At 64.8% G+C, this 14,207-nt stretch carries 12 protein-coding genes; 4 read left to right on the top strand and 8 right to left on the bottom strand.

Annotated features, from left to right (window positions below):
* Positions 1 to 523: 523 nt before the first annotated feature.
* Positions 524 to 1,279 carry an HTH-type transcriptional regulator XacR gene (gene xacR, locus C5C07_RS16680; RefSeq protein WP_008097029.1) on the top strand — a complete coding sequence of 252 codons (756 nt, stop codon included), beginning with the start codon at positions 524 to 526 and terminating at the stop codon, positions 1,277 to 1,279.
* Between the two features lie 312 nt (positions 1,280 to 1,591).
* Here xacR and C5C07_RS16685 read toward each other — a convergent pair whose 3' ends face one another.
* The gene (locus tag C5C07_RS16685; RefSeq protein WP_050460034.1) at positions 1,592 to 3,040 is read right to left on the bottom strand and encodes a 2,5-dioxovalerate dehydrogenase; all 1,449 of its coding nucleotides are present in this window, start codon (positions 3,038 to 3,040) and stop codon (positions 1,592 to 1,594) included.
* Positions 3,041 to 3,220: 180 nt separating this feature from the next.
* Here C5C07_RS16685 and C5C07_RS16690 point away from each other — a divergent pair, with 180 nt between their 5' ends.
* Positions 3,221 to 4,459, top strand: coding sequence for a xylonate dehydratase (locus C5C07_RS16690; protein ID WP_115805603.1), 1,239 nt, complete (start codon positions 3,221 to 3,223; stop codon positions 4,457 to 4,459).
* 327 nt (positions 4,460 to 4,786) lie between these two features.
* Here the strand turns inward: C5C07_RS16690 and xacK are convergent, their stop codons facing one another.
* The 6 genes from xacK to C5C07_RS16720 form a co-directional block, all read right to left on the bottom strand.
* Positions 4,787 to 5,938, bottom strand: a complete 1,152-nt coding sequence (gene xacK / locus C5C07_RS16695) for a xylose/arabinose ABC transporter ATP-binding protein XacK (protein ID WP_115805604.1) — start codon at positions 5,936 to 5,938, stop codon at positions 4,787 to 4,789.
* A 2-nt stretch (positions 5,939 to 5,940) separates the two neighbouring features.
* On the bottom strand, positions 5,941 to 7,092 hold the full coding sequence (gene xacJ / locus C5C07_RS16700; RefSeq protein ID WP_115805605.1) for a xylose/arabinose ABC transporter ATP-binding protein XacJ: 1,152 nt from the start codon (positions 7,090 to 7,092) through the stop codon (positions 5,941 to 5,943).
* Positions 7,093 to 7,095: 3 nt separating this feature from the next.
* Positions 7,096 to 8,025, bottom strand: coding sequence for a xylose/arabinose ABC transporter permease XacI (gene xacI / locus C5C07_RS16705; RefSeq protein WP_004972182.1), 930 nt, complete (start codon positions 8,023 to 8,025; stop codon positions 7,096 to 7,098).
* A 2-nt stretch (positions 8,026 to 8,027) separates the two neighbouring features.
* Positions 8,028 to 8,981, bottom strand: a complete 954-nt coding sequence (gene xacH / locus C5C07_RS16710; RefSeq protein WP_008097040.1) for a xylose/arabinose ABC transporter permease XacH — start codon at positions 8,979 to 8,981, stop codon at positions 8,028 to 8,030.
* Positions 8,982 to 9,036: 55 nt separating this feature from the next.
* Positions 9,037 to 10,347 carry an ABC transporter substrate-binding protein gene (locus C5C07_RS16715; protein WP_181950722.1) on the bottom strand — a complete coding sequence of 437 codons (1,311 nt, stop codon included), beginning with the start codon at positions 10,345 to 10,347 and terminating at the stop codon, positions 9,037 to 9,039.
* Positions 10,348 to 10,643: 296 nt separating this feature from the next.
* Positions 10,644 to 11,408 carry an L-arabinose 1-dehydrogenase gene (locus tag C5C07_RS16720; protein WP_008097042.1) on the bottom strand — a complete coding sequence of 255 codons (765 nt, stop codon included), beginning with the start codon at positions 11,406 to 11,408 and terminating at the stop codon, positions 10,644 to 10,646.
* 100 nt (positions 11,409 to 11,508) lie between these two features.
* Between C5C07_RS16720 and C5C07_RS16725 the strand changes: the two genes are divergently transcribed.
* Positions 11,509 to 12,270, top strand: coding sequence for an SDR family oxidoreductase (locus C5C07_RS16725; protein ID WP_162832780.1), 762 nt, complete (start codon positions 11,509 to 11,511; stop codon positions 12,268 to 12,270).
* Between the two features lie 77 nt (positions 12,271 to 12,347).
* Positions 12,348 to 13,202 carry a pentonolactonase XacC gene (xacC, locus tag C5C07_RS16730; protein WP_115805606.1) on the top strand — a complete coding sequence of 285 codons (855 nt, stop codon included), beginning with the start codon at positions 12,348 to 12,350 and terminating at the stop codon, positions 13,200 to 13,202.
* A 27-nt stretch (positions 13,203 to 13,229) separates the two neighbouring features.
* On the opposite strand, the gene C5C07_RS16735 is transcribed toward xacC, so the two are convergent.
* Entirely contained in the window at positions 13,230 to 14,207 is a 978-nt protein-coding gene (locus tag C5C07_RS16735; protein ID WP_049968735.1) for a D-xylose 1-dehydrogenase, read from the bottom strand.

The following is a 14,207-nucleotide window of genomic DNA, read 5'->3' on the forward strand; positions in this document are numbered from 1 at the left end:
ACGAGATTATTCGCAGACTCACTTGTAGCCCAGACATCCTGTAAGAGCCCATTCCCAGCGACAAAAACGACTATTCAGATATGAGTCAAACGGGACCGAATCATCGAGATTCGTTGACTATTTTATAGGAACTATGTAAATATCCATAAATAAATTCAGTCGATAATCGAGGTGAGCGTCGGGGAGGTACCACCGGTCGCGACGGCAAACCGGTCGCGCCGAGGAGACGACCGCCGGGCAAGCTCTACACCCATGCCAAAAAATATCATGCTCCGGCACGAGGTTACGCGTGGTCGGCGCGAGCGGTCCGACCGTGTGACGTGTCAGTCATACCAGTACGCGCGAGGCGGCGGCGGACGCCGTGACAAGTCCAACTCATGAACGCCCACCGCCGACTCTCGCGTTACGCTCAGCATCAACCATCGAAAGCGGTTTTCCGAGTCGAACGGGACGCCTTTCTGCGACTCGGCGTCACCGTTCTCCGGACCAGAACACTTATTCAGATACTTGACAACGAGTAGCTATGGACGCCAAACATCCGGTGCGAACCACCGAGAAGACACTGGCGCTCGTCGAAGAGTTGATGGAGAAAGGACCCTGTGGAGTCACGGAGTTGGCGAGCGACCTCCACATGGGAAAAAGCGCGGTCCACAACCACCTGACGACCCTCCAGAAACACGGGTACGTTCTCAAGGACGGCGACGACTACCGCGTCGGTCTGAAATTCCTCGAAGTCGGCGGTCACAGTCGGAAGTCGATGGAGGTGTATCAGGTCGCCGAACCCGAGGTCAAGTCGCTCGCCGCCGACACGGGTGAACTCGCCAACCTCCTCGTCGAAGAACAGGGGATGGGCGTCTACCTGATGCGGGCGAAAGGCGACGACGCCGTCGACCTCGACACCTACGCGGGCCTCCGAACGAACCTGCACACGACCGCCCTCGGGAAGGCGATTCTCGCGAACCTCCCGGAGTCGCGGGTGGACGAGATAATCGAGCGTCACGGTCTCGAACAGAAGACGCCGAAGAGCATCGGCACGCGACAGGAGCTGTTTCAGGTGCTCGAAGCGGTTCGAGAGCGGGGCTACGCCATCGACGACGGCGAGCGCCTCGAAGGGCTGCGCTGCCTCGCGGCACCCATCAAATCGTCCTCCGGCGAGGTGCTCGGTGCCATCAGCGTCTCGGCACCCGCCAGCCGGGTCAGCGACGAAGACCTCCACGGGTCGCTCCCCGAACGCGTCCTGAGCGCGGCGAACGTCGTCGAGCTCAACATCAACTACTGACGCACCCTGTTCGCTATCTCGGAACAGACCGCGAACCCCTCGAATTCTCGATGTAGAGCCGTGTTAACACAGCTCTCGGCGTGTGATTACGAGTGAAAATTACACAGCTAGTCGTGTAACCCATACTGCAGTCACCCGTAGAGTGCCGTTCTGTTATAGAGAATCGTGTTTGGAGCGGGCTGAGCCAACAGTCTCGGCCGGGTGAGGGTGCGAATGACGGGTGAGAAAACGACAGCAGAGGAAACGAGAGGAGACGAGAGAAAAGAACGAGACGATTGCAGACGGTCGCTGTCGACGACCGTCGGGAGCCGCTCAGTAGTTGTCGTAGACCGTCTTCTCGATGGTGTAGAAGTCGAGACCGGCGTCGCCCTGCTCGCGCCACGTCTCGGACGAGGAGCGCTTGAACCCGCCGAAGGGGACGTGGAGTTCGAGGCCGGTCGTCTTGTCGTTGACCTTCACGACGCCGGCTTCGGCCTCGTCGACGAAGCGGTTCGCCTCGGTGTGGTCGTCGGTGACGACGCTGGCCGACAGGCCGTAGTCGACGTCGTTCGCGACCGCCAGTCCCTCGTCGAAGTCGCTCACTTCGATGACGGCGACGACCGGACCGAAGACCTCCTCCTGTGCGATGCGCATGTCGGGGTCGACGTCGGTGAACACCGTCGGCTCGACGAAGTGGCCCGTCTCGACTTCCTCGCCCTCGGGGACGCCGCCGCCGGCGACGAGGGTCGCGCCCTCGCCCTCGGCGATATCGATGTATTCCAGCGTCGAGGAGAGTTCGGACTCGCTGACCTGCGGGCCCATCTCGTGGTCGGTTCCGGGGCCGACATCGAGGGATTCCGCGCGGTCGACGAGTTCGGCGACGAAGTCGTCGTACACGTCCTCGTGGACGATGGCGCGGGAACACGCCGTACAGGACTGGCCGGTGGTTCCGAACCCGCCGTTAGCGACGATGTCGGCGGCCTCGGCGGGGTCGGCCGAGTCGGCGACGAGCGTCGGGTTCTTCCCGCCGAGTTCGGTCTGAACGCGCTTGCCGGCGTCTGTGGCCTGCTCGTAGACCATCTCGCCGACCTGACTGCTACCGGTGAACGAGACGAGGTCCGTGCCCTCGTTGCCGATGAACTCGCTACCGACCGAGCTACCGGGGCCGGTGACGACGTTGAGGACGCCGTCCGGAAGGCCGGCCTCGTCGAGCGCGCGGGCGATTTCGACGACGACGCCGGGCGCGATGGAGGCGGGCTTCAGGACGACGGTGTTGCCGGCGGCGAGCGCCGGGGCGAGCTTCCACGCGGGGATGGCGATGGGGTAGTTCCACGGCGTGATGAGCGCCGCGACGCCGACGGGCTCCTGCCGCGTGTAGAGGTTCGTGTTCGGTCCGCTCGCACCCTTCCTCGCGCCGCCGAGGTCGGCGGCCTTCGTCGAGAAGTAGTGGAAGATGTCGATTGCGCGTTGTACCTCGCCCGCCGCTTCGGGCCGCGCCTTCCCCTCCTCGGCGATGAGAATCTCCGTCAGTTCGTCCTTCCGCTGGGCGAGGAGCGTGCCCGCCTCGCGGAGGATGCGCCCGCGCTCGGGGCCGGGCGTGTTTCGCCACTCGTCTTCGGCCGCCACGGCGGCGTCGACGGCCGCCGCAGCGTCGTTCTCGTTCGAGTGCTGGTACGTCGCGACTACCTCGCTCGGGTTCGCGGGGTTCGTCACCTCGGCCGTCTCGCCGGTCTCCGAAGCGACCCACTCACCGTTGACGTAGTTTTTACTGGGTTCCGTCATCGGTCGTGTGTTCTCTCTTCCGACATACAATTCTTGCGAAATTGTCACCATTTGTAAGCCGTCAACGACGGCCGGTGCTCGGGCGACAGCGACGGTTACTGCTCGGGGAGTACACGCGAACTGAGCGACGAACTACCAACCCACACACTTTTGTAGTGGCTTTCGAGATATACGTGCGCAATGGTTGAGCAAGCGAAGCTTAGCGACCCGAACGCGGAGTACACGATGCGCGACCTGTCCGCGGAGACGATGGATATCACGAATCCGCGAGGCGGCGTCCGCGACGCCGAAATCACGGACGTACAGACGACGATGGTCGACGGGAACTACCCGTGGATTCTCGTCCGCGTCTACACCGACGCGGGCGTCGTCGGCACCGGCGAGGCCTACTGGGGCGGCGGCGACACCGCCATCATCGAGCGGATGAAACCGTTCCTCGTCGGCGAGAACCCCCTCGACATCGACCGTCTCTACGAGCACCTCGTCCAGAAGATGTCGGGCGAGGGCTCGGTTTCGGGCAAGGTCATCTCAGCCATCTCGGGCATCGAAATCGCGCTTCACGACGTCGCCGGGAAGCTCCTCGACGTGCCCGCCTACCAGCTCGTCGGCGGGAAGTACCGCGACGAGGTGCGCGTCTACTGCGACCTCCACACCGAAGACGAGGCCAACCCGCAGGCCTGCGCCGAGGAGGGCGTCCGCGTGGTCGAGGAGCTCGGCTACGACGCCATCAAGTTCGACCTCGACGTGCCCTCGGGCCACGAGAAGGACCGCGCGAACCGCCACCTCCGCAACCCCGAAATCGACCACAAGGTCGAAATCGTCGAGGCCGTCACCGAGGCCGTCGGCGACCGCGCCGACGTCGCGTTCGACTGCCACTGGTCCTTTACCGGCGGGAGCGCCAAGCGCCTCGCGTCCGAGCTGGAAGACTACGACGTGTGGTGGCTCGAAGACCCCGTTCCGCCGGAGAACCACGACGTGCAGAAGCTCGTGACCCAGTCCACGACGACGCCCATCGCGGTCGGCGAGAACGTCTACCGGAAGTTCGGCCAGCGGACGCTGCTCGAACCGCAGGCGGTGGACATCATCGCGCCCGACCTGCCCCGCGTCGGCGGCATGCGCGAGACGCGGAAGATTGCGGACCTCGCGGACATGTACTACATCCCCGTGGCGATGCACAACGTCTCGTCGCCCATCGGGACGATGGCCTCCGCGCAGGTCGCCGCGGCCATCCCGAACTCGCTTGCCCTCGAGTACCACTCCTATCAGCTCGGCTGGTGGGAGGACCTCGTCGAGGAGGACGACCTGATTCAGGAGGGTCGCATGGAGATTCCCGAAAAGCCCGGCCTCGGGCTGACGCTCGACCTCGACGCCGTCGGAGAACACATGGTCGAAGGAGAGACCCTCTTCGACGAGGAGTAACCCGAGAAAACTGTCCCACAGCGGCCGCATCAGCCTGACATAACACACCGACTGGACGCGACACCGCAGCCGAGAGAAGTGAGCGTCTCACCGCTCGCGGCGCGTCCGCCGCGGCCGCCTTTTACTCGCAGTCGTTCGATACCGGAGCGGCGCGACTCGCGCACGTCGCTACCGCGCTGCCGGGAGGCGAGTACTGACGACTACCGGAGCAGCGCTTGCGAACAAAAGATGAGAGAAGGTGTGGATGGTCAGTCCGAGGAGGTGGGGTGCCTGGAGGGCTCGCAGGGGTGAAAGAACGAACGGCGACAGGGGGTGTCGACCGAGTCGTCAGTCGGAGATGAACGCGCCGATGGCGCGGTTCGACGGGAGCTCTCGGTTCTTCAGCGCGTTGCCGGTCTCCCCGTCGAACAGGTGAATCGCGTCCTCGGGGAACGAGACGGTCGCCCGGTCGCCCGATTCGACCCTCGACCGTCCAGTGGTGGTCGCGGTGAACCGAGTCCCCTCGCGGCCCTCGGCGAACCGCAGATGGACGGTGTTCTCGTTACCCTGCGGCTCGACGACGACCACCTCGGCGTCGAAGGTTCGGTCGCCGGAGCGCCGCTCGCCGACCTCGATATCCTCGGGTCGAATGCCGAGCGTGAGGGCGCTCGCGCCGCCGAGTTGGTCTCTGGTCGCGTCCGAAAGCGGGTAGTCGAAGCCGTCGCCGCGGAAGGTGCCACCCTCCAGCGACCCGTCGAAGAAGTTCATCGACGGCTCGCCGATGAAGCCCGCGACGAACAGGTTGTTCGGCCGGTGGTAGCAGTCCAGCGGCGTCCCGACCTGCTGGAGTTCGCCGTCGTCGAGGACGGCGACGCGGTCGCCCATCGTCATCGCCTCCGTCTGGTCGTGGGTGACGTAGATGGTGGTGACGCCGAGTTCCTCTTGGAGGCGCTGGAGCTCCGTCCGCATCTCCGCCCGGAGCTTGGCGTCCAGGTTGGACAGCGGCTCGTCCATCAGGAACACCTCGGGGTCGCGTACGATGGCGCGCCCGAGCGCGACCCGCTGTTGCTGGCCGCCCGAAAGCTGTCTAGGCTTGCGGTCGAGCAGGTCGGAGATGCCGAGCATATCGGTCGTCTCCTCGACCCGTTGGCGTATCTCGTCGTCCGGCAGGTCGGTCGATTCTTCGAGGCCGAACGACATGTTGCCGCGGACGCTCTTGTGCGGGTACAGCGCGTACGACTGGAACACCATCGCGATGTCCCGGTCCTGCGCGGACACGTCGTTGAGGACGCGGTCTTCGAGTCGGAGTTCGCCCTCGGTGACGGTTTCGAGTCCAGCCATCATCCGGAGCGTCGTCGATTTCCCGCACCCCGACGGACCGACGAGCACGAGGAACTCCCCGTCGTCGATGTCGAGCGATATCTCTTCGACGGCGACGATGTCGCCGCCGCCGTCCTCGGTGTAAACCTTCGTTACGTCGTCGAGTGTCAATCGTGCCATAGCTACTGTTCGAGTTCTGTGAGGTCGGCTTCCTGGTCGTGTCGGCGGTTGTGTACCGCGGTTCCGGTCTCCGCGTCGAACACGTGAATCGTGTCCGGCGGAATCCTCACCGTGACGCGGTCGCCCCGCGTGACGAGGTGCATTCCCTCCGTGACCGCCTGTAACGCGTCGTCGTCGGAAGGTTGGTCCGGGTGCGAGAGGTGGAGGACGTTCTGGTCGCCGTGGGGTTCCACGACAGTCACGTCCATCTGGAGTTCGTGATCGTCGAGCGCGGCGTCGTCGGGGGCCGCGTCGGCGACTTCGATGTCTTCGGGGCGCACCCCCAAGACGAGGTCGTCGCGGTCGTCGACGGACTCCATCACGTCCTCGTCGAGCGGGTACGAGAAGTGTTCACCGACGAACGTCGACTCCGAGCGCGTTCCGCGGACGAGGTTTATCATCGGCTCGCCGATGAACTCCGCGACGAACAGGTTGTTCGGCTCGTGGTAGCACTCGAAGGGAGAGGCAACCTGCTGGAGTTCGCCGTCGTCCATGACGGCGATACGGTCGGCCATCGTCATCGCCTCCGTCTGGTTGTGGGTGACGTAGACGGTCGTGACGGCGAGTTGGTCCTGCAGGTTCTGGAGCTCGGTGCGCATCTCCGCCCGGAGCTTGGCGTCCAGGTTGGACAGCGGCTCGTCCATCAGGAACACCTCGGGGTCGCGTACGATGGCGCGCCCGAGCGCGACCCGCTGTTGCTGACCGCCCGAGAGTTCGTCGGGCTTGCGGTCGAGCAGGTCGGCGATGCCGAGCGTCTCCGCGACTTCGACGACGCGCTCGTCGCGCTCCGCAGACGTGTATCCCTCCTCTTCTTCCAGCCCGAACCGGATGTTCTGCCGGACGGTCATGTGGGGGTACAGCGCGTAGTCCTGGAACACCATCGCGATGTCGCGGTTCTGCGGGACGCGGTAGTTCATGTGGTCCCCGCCGATGTAGATGTCCCCGCTGGTCGGGGTCTCCAGGCCGGCGAGCATCCGGAGCGTCGTCGACTTCCCACAGCCCGACGGGCCGACGAGCACGAGGAACTCCTCGTCGGCGATGTCGAGCGACAGGTCGTCGACGGCGACCGTGTCGCCGAAGCGCTTCGTCAGGTCGGTGAGTTGAATCTGTCCCATAGCTTAGGCCTCCGTGCGAAGTCCCTTGGCGAACTGCTCGGCGAACGCGACGTACAGGATGAGCGTCGGAACCGCGGCGAGGAACGCCGCGGACATCCTGATACCGAAGTCGATGCCGGAAGTCGACGCCCCGATTGCGGGCAGCACCAGCGTGACCGGTGCTGCGGGCGCGTCGGACCCGGTGACGAGCGTGAACGCGAAGAGGAACTCGTTGTAAATCTGCGTGAACTGGTAGATGAACACGACGCCGAACATCGGCTTCGAGATGGGCAGGATGATGCGCCGGTAAATCTTCGTGATGCTCGCGCCGTCGATTTTACCGGCCTCCACGAGCGAGTTCGGGAGGCTCTGGTAGTACGACCGGAACAGTATCGTACAGATGGGAATCCCGTAGGCGATGTGGGTGATGACGAGGGGGACGAGTTCCGCGTGGTACCCCTGGAAGAAGGGTATCGACGCCACCATCGGCTCTATCATCCGCGCGAGCGGGAAGATGTTGTTCCAGAAGCGCGCGAGCGGGACCAACACGGCCTGGTAGGGGACGAAGACGCCGACGACGAAGAGCATCAGCACGCCCATCTGGGCCCGCCAGTTGACCATCGTGAGGCCGTAGGCGGCCATGCTCCCGAACAGGACGCTCCCGATAGTCGCCGGAATCGACATGATGAGCGAGTTGAAGAACGACCCCGAGAGCTGTTCGAGGGCGAACTGGATGTTACCGAGGGTGAAGCCCTCGCCGACCGGCGGCGCGAAGGGGAGCGAGCGGGCGACCGACTCGTTCGTCTTGATGGCGGTCATGATTCCCGTCTCTAGCGGGACGAGGAAGAAGCCGAGGAAGAACACGACGAGCGCGTACTGGGCGACGCGCCGGAGGTTCACGTCCTCGACGAGCGATGCGACGTCGAAACTGCCTGTGGATGACGACTGTGACATGGTCAGAGACTCCCCTGTTTGTACTGGTAGTAGAGGTACGGTCCGATGACGCCGAGCGCCATGACGAGGAGCATGGTCGCGATGGCGGCCGAGTAGGCCCACTCACCGAACTTGAACGCGCGGCGCACCATGAGCGTCGCCAGGATGTCCGTCCCGTTCGGCGGGCGGTAGCGTCCGACGAGAGCGTACAGGAAGGTGAACGCCTTCAGCGCGAACACCATCAACACGACGGCCGCGCTGACGGACGCTTCCTTCAGTTGCGGGACGATGATGCGGAGGTAGGTCCGAGTGATGCTCGCGCCGTCGACGCGGGCCGCCTCGAACTGGTCGTCGGGAATCGACTGGAGCCCCGCGAGGTAGACGACCATCGTGTACCCGCTGAACTGCCAGATGAGGGCGAATATCACCGCACCGAGCGCGATTGATGGGTTCCCCAGCCAGTCCACGGGATTGAACCCGAGGGTCGTCACGACGAGGTTGAGGATGCCGCTTTCGACGTTGAACATCCAGAGCCACAGTTGTGCGGTGACGACGAACGAGAGGCTCATCGGGAGGAGATAGACCGTCTGGAACTTCTCGGAAAAGCGGATGCCGTGGTCCAACAGGATTGCGAGGAACAGTCCGAGTACCAGACAGATAGTCGTAAAGCCTACCAGGAGGACCAAGTTGTTCTGCGCGGCGGCGATGAACGCGTCGCTCGACAGCGCCTGGGCGTACATCTCCAGGTCGAGAACGGAGTAATCGGGGGTTCCGAGGCCCTCGTAGTCCGTAAACGAGATGGCGAAGTTGTAGCCGATGCCACCGTAGACGGCGATGCTCATGAGGACGAACGGGATTCCCCAGTACGGCGCGGAGCGAACGAAGTCGCTGTTGAGGAAATACTGGAGCTTCGACTCCCACCCGACCGCCTCGTCGGTCGCGTCGGAGACGTGCTCCGTGTTGTCGTGTGTGGCCATGGATATACCTATTATTTTATTTGTGAGTGATAAAGGTGTAGTTTCGACCGAAGCCCTACTCGGAGACCGCTTCGATGAGCGCGTCGGCGGTGGCTTCGACCTTGAACGGCCCCATGAAGTTGTCGCCGAAGGCGGTCTTACACGCGCCCATCGTCTTGGGCGTGACTGCGAGCCCGTGGGCGATGGTCGGCGGGTAGGCCTCCGAATCGGTGAGGTCCTCGTACGTCATCGCGAGGAAGTCGGTCAGTTCGCTCGGGTCGATGTCGGTGCGGAGCGGAACCGACCCCTTGGGGTTGTTGAAGGCGATCTGGGCCTTCTTCGAGCCGACGAACTTCTGCCACGCGATGGTCTCCTCGCGGCTCGGGTTGTTGCTCGGCGCGACGATGGAGTCGACGTGGTAGAAGTAGATACCTTCCGTGCCCGGGAACGGTATCCAATCCCACTGCTCTTTGTAGTTGAAGCTGTCGTCGGCGCGGAACATGCCGTAGACCCAGTTCCCCTGGTGGATGGTGGCCGCCTTCCCCGAGATGACCTTCTGGCCCGCCGTCGTGAAGCTAATGGACGAGGCGTCGGCGGTGATGTAGTTCTCGTTGATAGTCTTCAGCGCCTCGAGCGCCTCCACGACGGCCGCCCTGTCGGGGTTGCCCTCGATGAAGTTCGTGTACGCCTCGACGCCGCTTTGGCTCGTCAGAATCTGCGCCCAAAGCTGGAGGTTCGTCCACGGCGCGACCATCGCCTGCGCCATCGGCGTCACGTCCGTGTTCTGGTCGATGGTTTCGAGCGCGTCGAGGAGCGCGTCGACGCTATCGAGGCTCGACGCGTCGATGCCGGCCTCCTCGAAGACGGCGGTGTTGTAGAACAGGTTGTTCATCCGGTGGGACCCGATTGGGACCGCCGGCATCTTGTCGTTGAACTTACACAGTTCCACCGCGCGGGACTGCATGGTGTCTTTGAATCCCTCGGCGTCCCACACGTCGGCTTCGAGGTCCATCAGTGCGCCCGAGTACCGTTCGAGGTTCTTCCCCGGCCAGTTGGCGAACGAACTCATCGGGTTGTTGTTCGCGAGCCGTCGAAGAATCGTCGCGTTGAGGTTCACGTTCGCGCTGGCCCCGACCGCCTGGAAGTTCGTATCCATCTCGGGGTGCTCCTCCTCGAACGCCTCGATGAGCGCGGTGACCGCCGCCTCGCCGTCGCCGCCGGCCCAGCCGTGAAGGACTTCGAGTTCCGAGTCCCACGTGCTGCCTGAACTGTCCCCACCGGTCTCGGTGTCGCCGCCGGAGCCGTCGGAACCGCTCCCGCTCTCGGTGGCCTCGGTCTCGGAGCCGCCACCCCCGGTACATCCAGCGAGGCCGGCGGCGGCACCCACGGACAGGGCTTTCAGGTACTTTCGGCGGTTCACACTTTCATCGCTACAGCCATGCTCAGCCATGTTGTACCCATGTTATCTTCCCTCATATATAGGTTGTGAATGACTGATGATGATATAAAAACGGATGGGTCGAATCAACTCGTCTCGAAAATGTTTCGCGTTCGTTCTCCTGAATAATAGTTCGGAACCGCGTTCGACGGGTGAACCAACCGGCGAGCGGGGACGGGCGTCGTCAGCCGCGGCGCGCCTCGCGGCAGGTCGGAACCTCACTCACAGTTCGCTCCGGTCCCCGCTCACTCCACGACAGTCGCCGAGTTGTCCCGCGGGCGGTAGCCGATGGCGCGCATCGTCTCCGTGAGCGAGAGGTACCGGTCGTCGTTCGCGGAGACGAGGTTGACCGCGAGCGGCGAGTCCGGGAGGGGAGCCTCGACGGCCCGGCGCATCCCCTGTGCGCAGTCGTCGGGGCTGAGCCACATCGCGCGGACGTAGCGCGCGACGTCTTCTTCCTCGTCCATCTTCTCGCGGACCTCCTCGGCCGTCAGGAGCCACCCGATGCGGAGGTTGAGCACTTCCAGTCCGTGTCGGTCCGCGTAGTAGTTGCCCAGCGCCTCGCCGAACACCTTGCTCACGCCGTAGTACGAGTCGGGACGCGCCGGGTCCGACACGCCGACCGCCTCGGCGTCGGCGGCCAGGGTCTCCGGGCGGGTCGGGTCGGCGATGTTGTACATCTGGTGGACGTGGTTCGTGCTGGCGAAGACGAGTCGGTCGACGTCGGCCGCCAGCGCCGCCTCGTAGACGTTGTACGTGCCGCCGATATTGACCTCGTAGACGCTGTCCCACGCCGCGTCGGGGTTCGGATTGGCCGCGAGGTGAACGACGATATCGTGGCCCTCGAACGCCTCAGTCAGCGCGTCCTCGTCGCGCACGTCGAGGATGATGCTATCGAGTCCCTCGCGTTCTCGGTGCGTGATGGGCGTCACGTCGTGGTCCGAGTCCAGCGTCTCGACCGTGACTCTTCCGACGTTGCCAGCCGCTCCGGTAACCGCAATACGTGCCATACAATGACAATCGACGGAAGTCTAATAAACGTGTTCCAAGCGCCCGTCGCCGGATTGCCACGGGGAAAACACGTATGCGACAGGGTCACAATCACGGTGTATGGTCGACCGACCAACCGCTTTGGAAGACCCGCTCGACGGGCGGGCGGCGCTCGTCACGGGAGCGAGTTCGGGAATCGGCGCGGCGACGGCGCGCGTGCTCGCCGAAGACGGCGCGGACGTATGTCTCGCCGCCCGCAGAGTCGAGCGACTGGAATCGCTCGCGGACGAGATTCGCGCGGCGACGGACGCCGCCGTGAGCGTCGTGCCGACCGACGTGACCGACCCCGACGCGGTCCGGGCGCTCGTCGACGCGACCGTCGAGCGGTTCGGCTCGCTCGACATCGTCGTCTGCAACGCCGGTCTCGGCGTCGACAAGCCGGTCGCTGAACTCACAGACGAGGAGTACCGGCTGATGACCGGCGTCAACGTCGACGGGATGTTCTACACGGCGAGAGAGGCGATTCCGCACCTCGTGGAGACGGAGGGCAATATCGTCTTCCTCGGGAGTATGTCCGGGAACCACCCGCGACCCCACAACCCGGTGTACGCCGCGACGAAGTGGTGGGTCCGCGGGTTCGCGTCGAGCCTGCAGGGGTCCATCGGCGAGGAGAACGTCGGCGTGACCTGCGTCAACCCGACCGAGGTCAGGACCGAGTTCGGCTCCGAGAGCGGCGAGACGCAGGCGGAGTCGTTCGACGAGGGCGAGGTGACGGAGGCGATAGAGGTCGCCGACGCCATCGCCTACGCGGTCCGGCAGCGGTCGCCGAACACGGTGCTCTCGCTCGACCTCTACCGGCGAGACAAGATTTCGCACTTCTGAAGGCGTCGACGAGAGTGGCGGCGACCCCCGCGAACTCGGGGGAAGCGTATTTTGCGGTCGATTGCGAACGAACGGCCATGACTGTCACACGAGCGGTCGACACGTCGTGCCGGCTCGGCGAGGGGCCGGTCTGGCACCCCGACGAAAAGCGGCTGTACTGGGTAGACATCGAAGCCGGGCGGCTCCACCGCTACGACCCCGAGACGGGAGCGCACGACTGTCCCGTCGAAACGTCGGTTCTCGCCGGCGTCACGCTGCAGCGCGACGGGTCGCTGTTGGCGTTCATGGACCGCGGTCGCGTCGGCCGCGTCGTCGATGGCGAACTCGAAGCGGTGACGCGAATTGTCGACTCGCCGACCCGGTTCAACGATGTCATCGCCGACCCCGCCGGGCGGGTGTTCTGCGGGACGATGCCCACGGAATCCGCGGGCGGGCGGCTGTTCCGCCTCGACACCGACGGGACGGTGACGACGGTCGAGACCGGCGTCGGTATTCCGAACGGGATGGGCTTCACCCGCGACCGCGAGCGGTTCTACTTCACGGAGACCGAGGCACACACCATCTATCGGTACGGCTACGACGAGGAGACGGGAGCCGTCTCGGACCGCGAGCGGTTCGTCGAATCGCCGGACACCCCCGGACTGCCGGACGGTATGACGGTCGATTCGGCGGGCAACATCTGGTCCGCCCGCTGGGAGGGGGGCTGTGTGGTCAAGTACGACGGCGACGGAACCGAACTCGAACGGTTCGACGTGCCGACGGAGAAAGTGACGAGCGTCGCGTTCGGCGGGTCCGACCTCGATACGCTCTACGTGACGACCGCCGGCGGCGACCCGGACGGGAGAGCAGGCGACGCGGCCGGGGCGCTGTTTCGCCTCGACGTGGAGGCGACCGGTCGCCCCGAGTTCCGCTCTGACGTTCGGCTGGACTGAGCCGAAGCGGACACCGCCCGCGGGCGGTCAGTTCAGGTCGACCGCGCGCCCGGTGTCGGCGCTCTCGTAAACCGCGTCGATGGTCCGCATGAGGTCGACGGACTCCTCGCGGTCGATTCGCGGCGTCTCGCCGGTCTCGACGGCGCGGGCGAACGCCTCGACCTCGCGTCGGTAGTTATCTATCGGGTCGAACGTCTCGGTGACGACGCGGCCGTCGGTCGCATAGGTGAGTTCGGCGGACGCCGTCGGCTCGATGTTGAACGCGGTCTTCGCCTCCAGCCAACCGTCGGTGGTCTGGACGCGGTAGTACTGCGTCTCGGGCGTATCGAACGATGACTCGACCCGGGCGGTCGCGCCGGAGTCGTACTCCAAGACGCCCGACATCCGCGTGTCGACGCCGCAGTCGCGCGTGTCGGTCGTGGTCGCGTACACCCGGTCGGGCGTCCCGAGGAAGAGTCGCGCCGCGCTGATGGCGTAACAGCCGACGTCCATGACGCTCCCGCCCGCGAGTTCGGGCTCGATGCGGATGTTCTCCGCCCCGTCGGGCAGCCGGAACGAGAAGTTCGACGTGACCGAGACGACCTCGCCGAGTTCCGAGGCGACGAGTTCCGCGGCCCGCTCGGTCCGCGGGTGGAAGCGATACATGAACCCCTCCATCAGCGTGACGCCCGAGTCCTCGCAGTAGTCGAAGACGGCGGCCGTCTCGTCGGCGCTGGCGGTCAGCGGCTTCTCGCAGAGCACGTGCAGACCGTGGTCGGCGGCCGCCCGAACCCAGTCGGCGTGGAGGCTGTTGGGAAGTGGGATGTAGACCGCGTCGAGGGAGTCGTCGGCCAACAGCGCCTCGTAACTGCCGTACGCGGTGGGAATGCCGACCTCGTCGGCGACCGCGCTCGCCCGCGTCTCGTCGCGGGACGCGATGGCGGCCGCCGCGTGGTCGCTCGCCTGAATCGCCGGAATCACCGATTCGATGCCGATACCTGCGGTGCCGAGGATACCAAACTGCAT

The organism is Haloferax sp. Atlit-4N (assembly GCF_003383025.1).
GTDB lineage: Archaea > Halobacteriota > Halobacteria > Halobacteriales > Haloferacaceae > Haloferax > Haloferax gibbonsii.

What these genes read in the sequence shown, in the direction of transcription:
- xacK (WP_115805604.1), bottom strand. Translation starts at nt 5,938, where the DNA reads ATGGCACGATTGACACTCGACGACGTAACGAAGGTTTACACCGAGGAC.
- xacC (WP_115805606.1), top strand. Translation starts at nt 12,348, where the DNA reads ATGACTGTCACACGAGCGGTCGACACGTCGTGCCGGCTCGGCGAGGGG.
- C5C07_RS16720 (WP_008097042.1), bottom strand. Translation starts at nt 11,408, where the DNA reads ATGGCACGTATTGCGGTTACCGGAGCGGCTGGCAACGTCGGAAGAGTC.
- C5C07_RS16735 (WP_049968735.1), bottom strand. Translation starts at nt 14,207, where the DNA reads ATGCAGTTTGGTATCCTCGGCACCGCAGGTATCGGCATCGAATCGGTG.
- xacI (WP_004972182.1), bottom strand. Translation starts at nt 8,025, where the DNA reads ATGTCACAGTCGTCATCCACAGGCAGTTTCGACGTCGCATCGCTCGTC.
- xacJ (WP_115805605.1), bottom strand. Translation starts at nt 7,092, where the DNA reads ATGGGACAGATTCAACTCACCGACCTGACGAAGCGCTTCGGCGACACG.
- C5C07_RS16725 (WP_162832780.1), top strand. Translation starts at nt 11,509, where the DNA reads ATGGTCGACCGACCAACCGCTTTGGAAGACCCGCTCGACGGGCGGGCG.
- xacH (WP_008097040.1), bottom strand. Translation starts at nt 8,981, where the DNA reads ATGGCCACACACGACAACACGGAGCACGTCTCCGACGCGACCGACGAG.
- C5C07_RS16690 (WP_115805603.1), top strand. Translation starts at nt 3,221, where the DNA reads ATGGTTGAGCAAGCGAAGCTTAGCGACCCGAACGCGGAGTACACGATG.
- C5C07_RS16685 (WP_050460034.1), bottom strand. Translation starts at nt 3,040, where the DNA reads ATGACGGAACCCAGTAAAAACTACGTCAACGGTGAGTGGGTCGCTTCG.
- xacR (WP_008097029.1), top strand. Translation starts at nt 524, where the DNA reads ATGGACGCCAAACATCCGGTGCGAACCACCGAGAAGACACTGGCGCTC.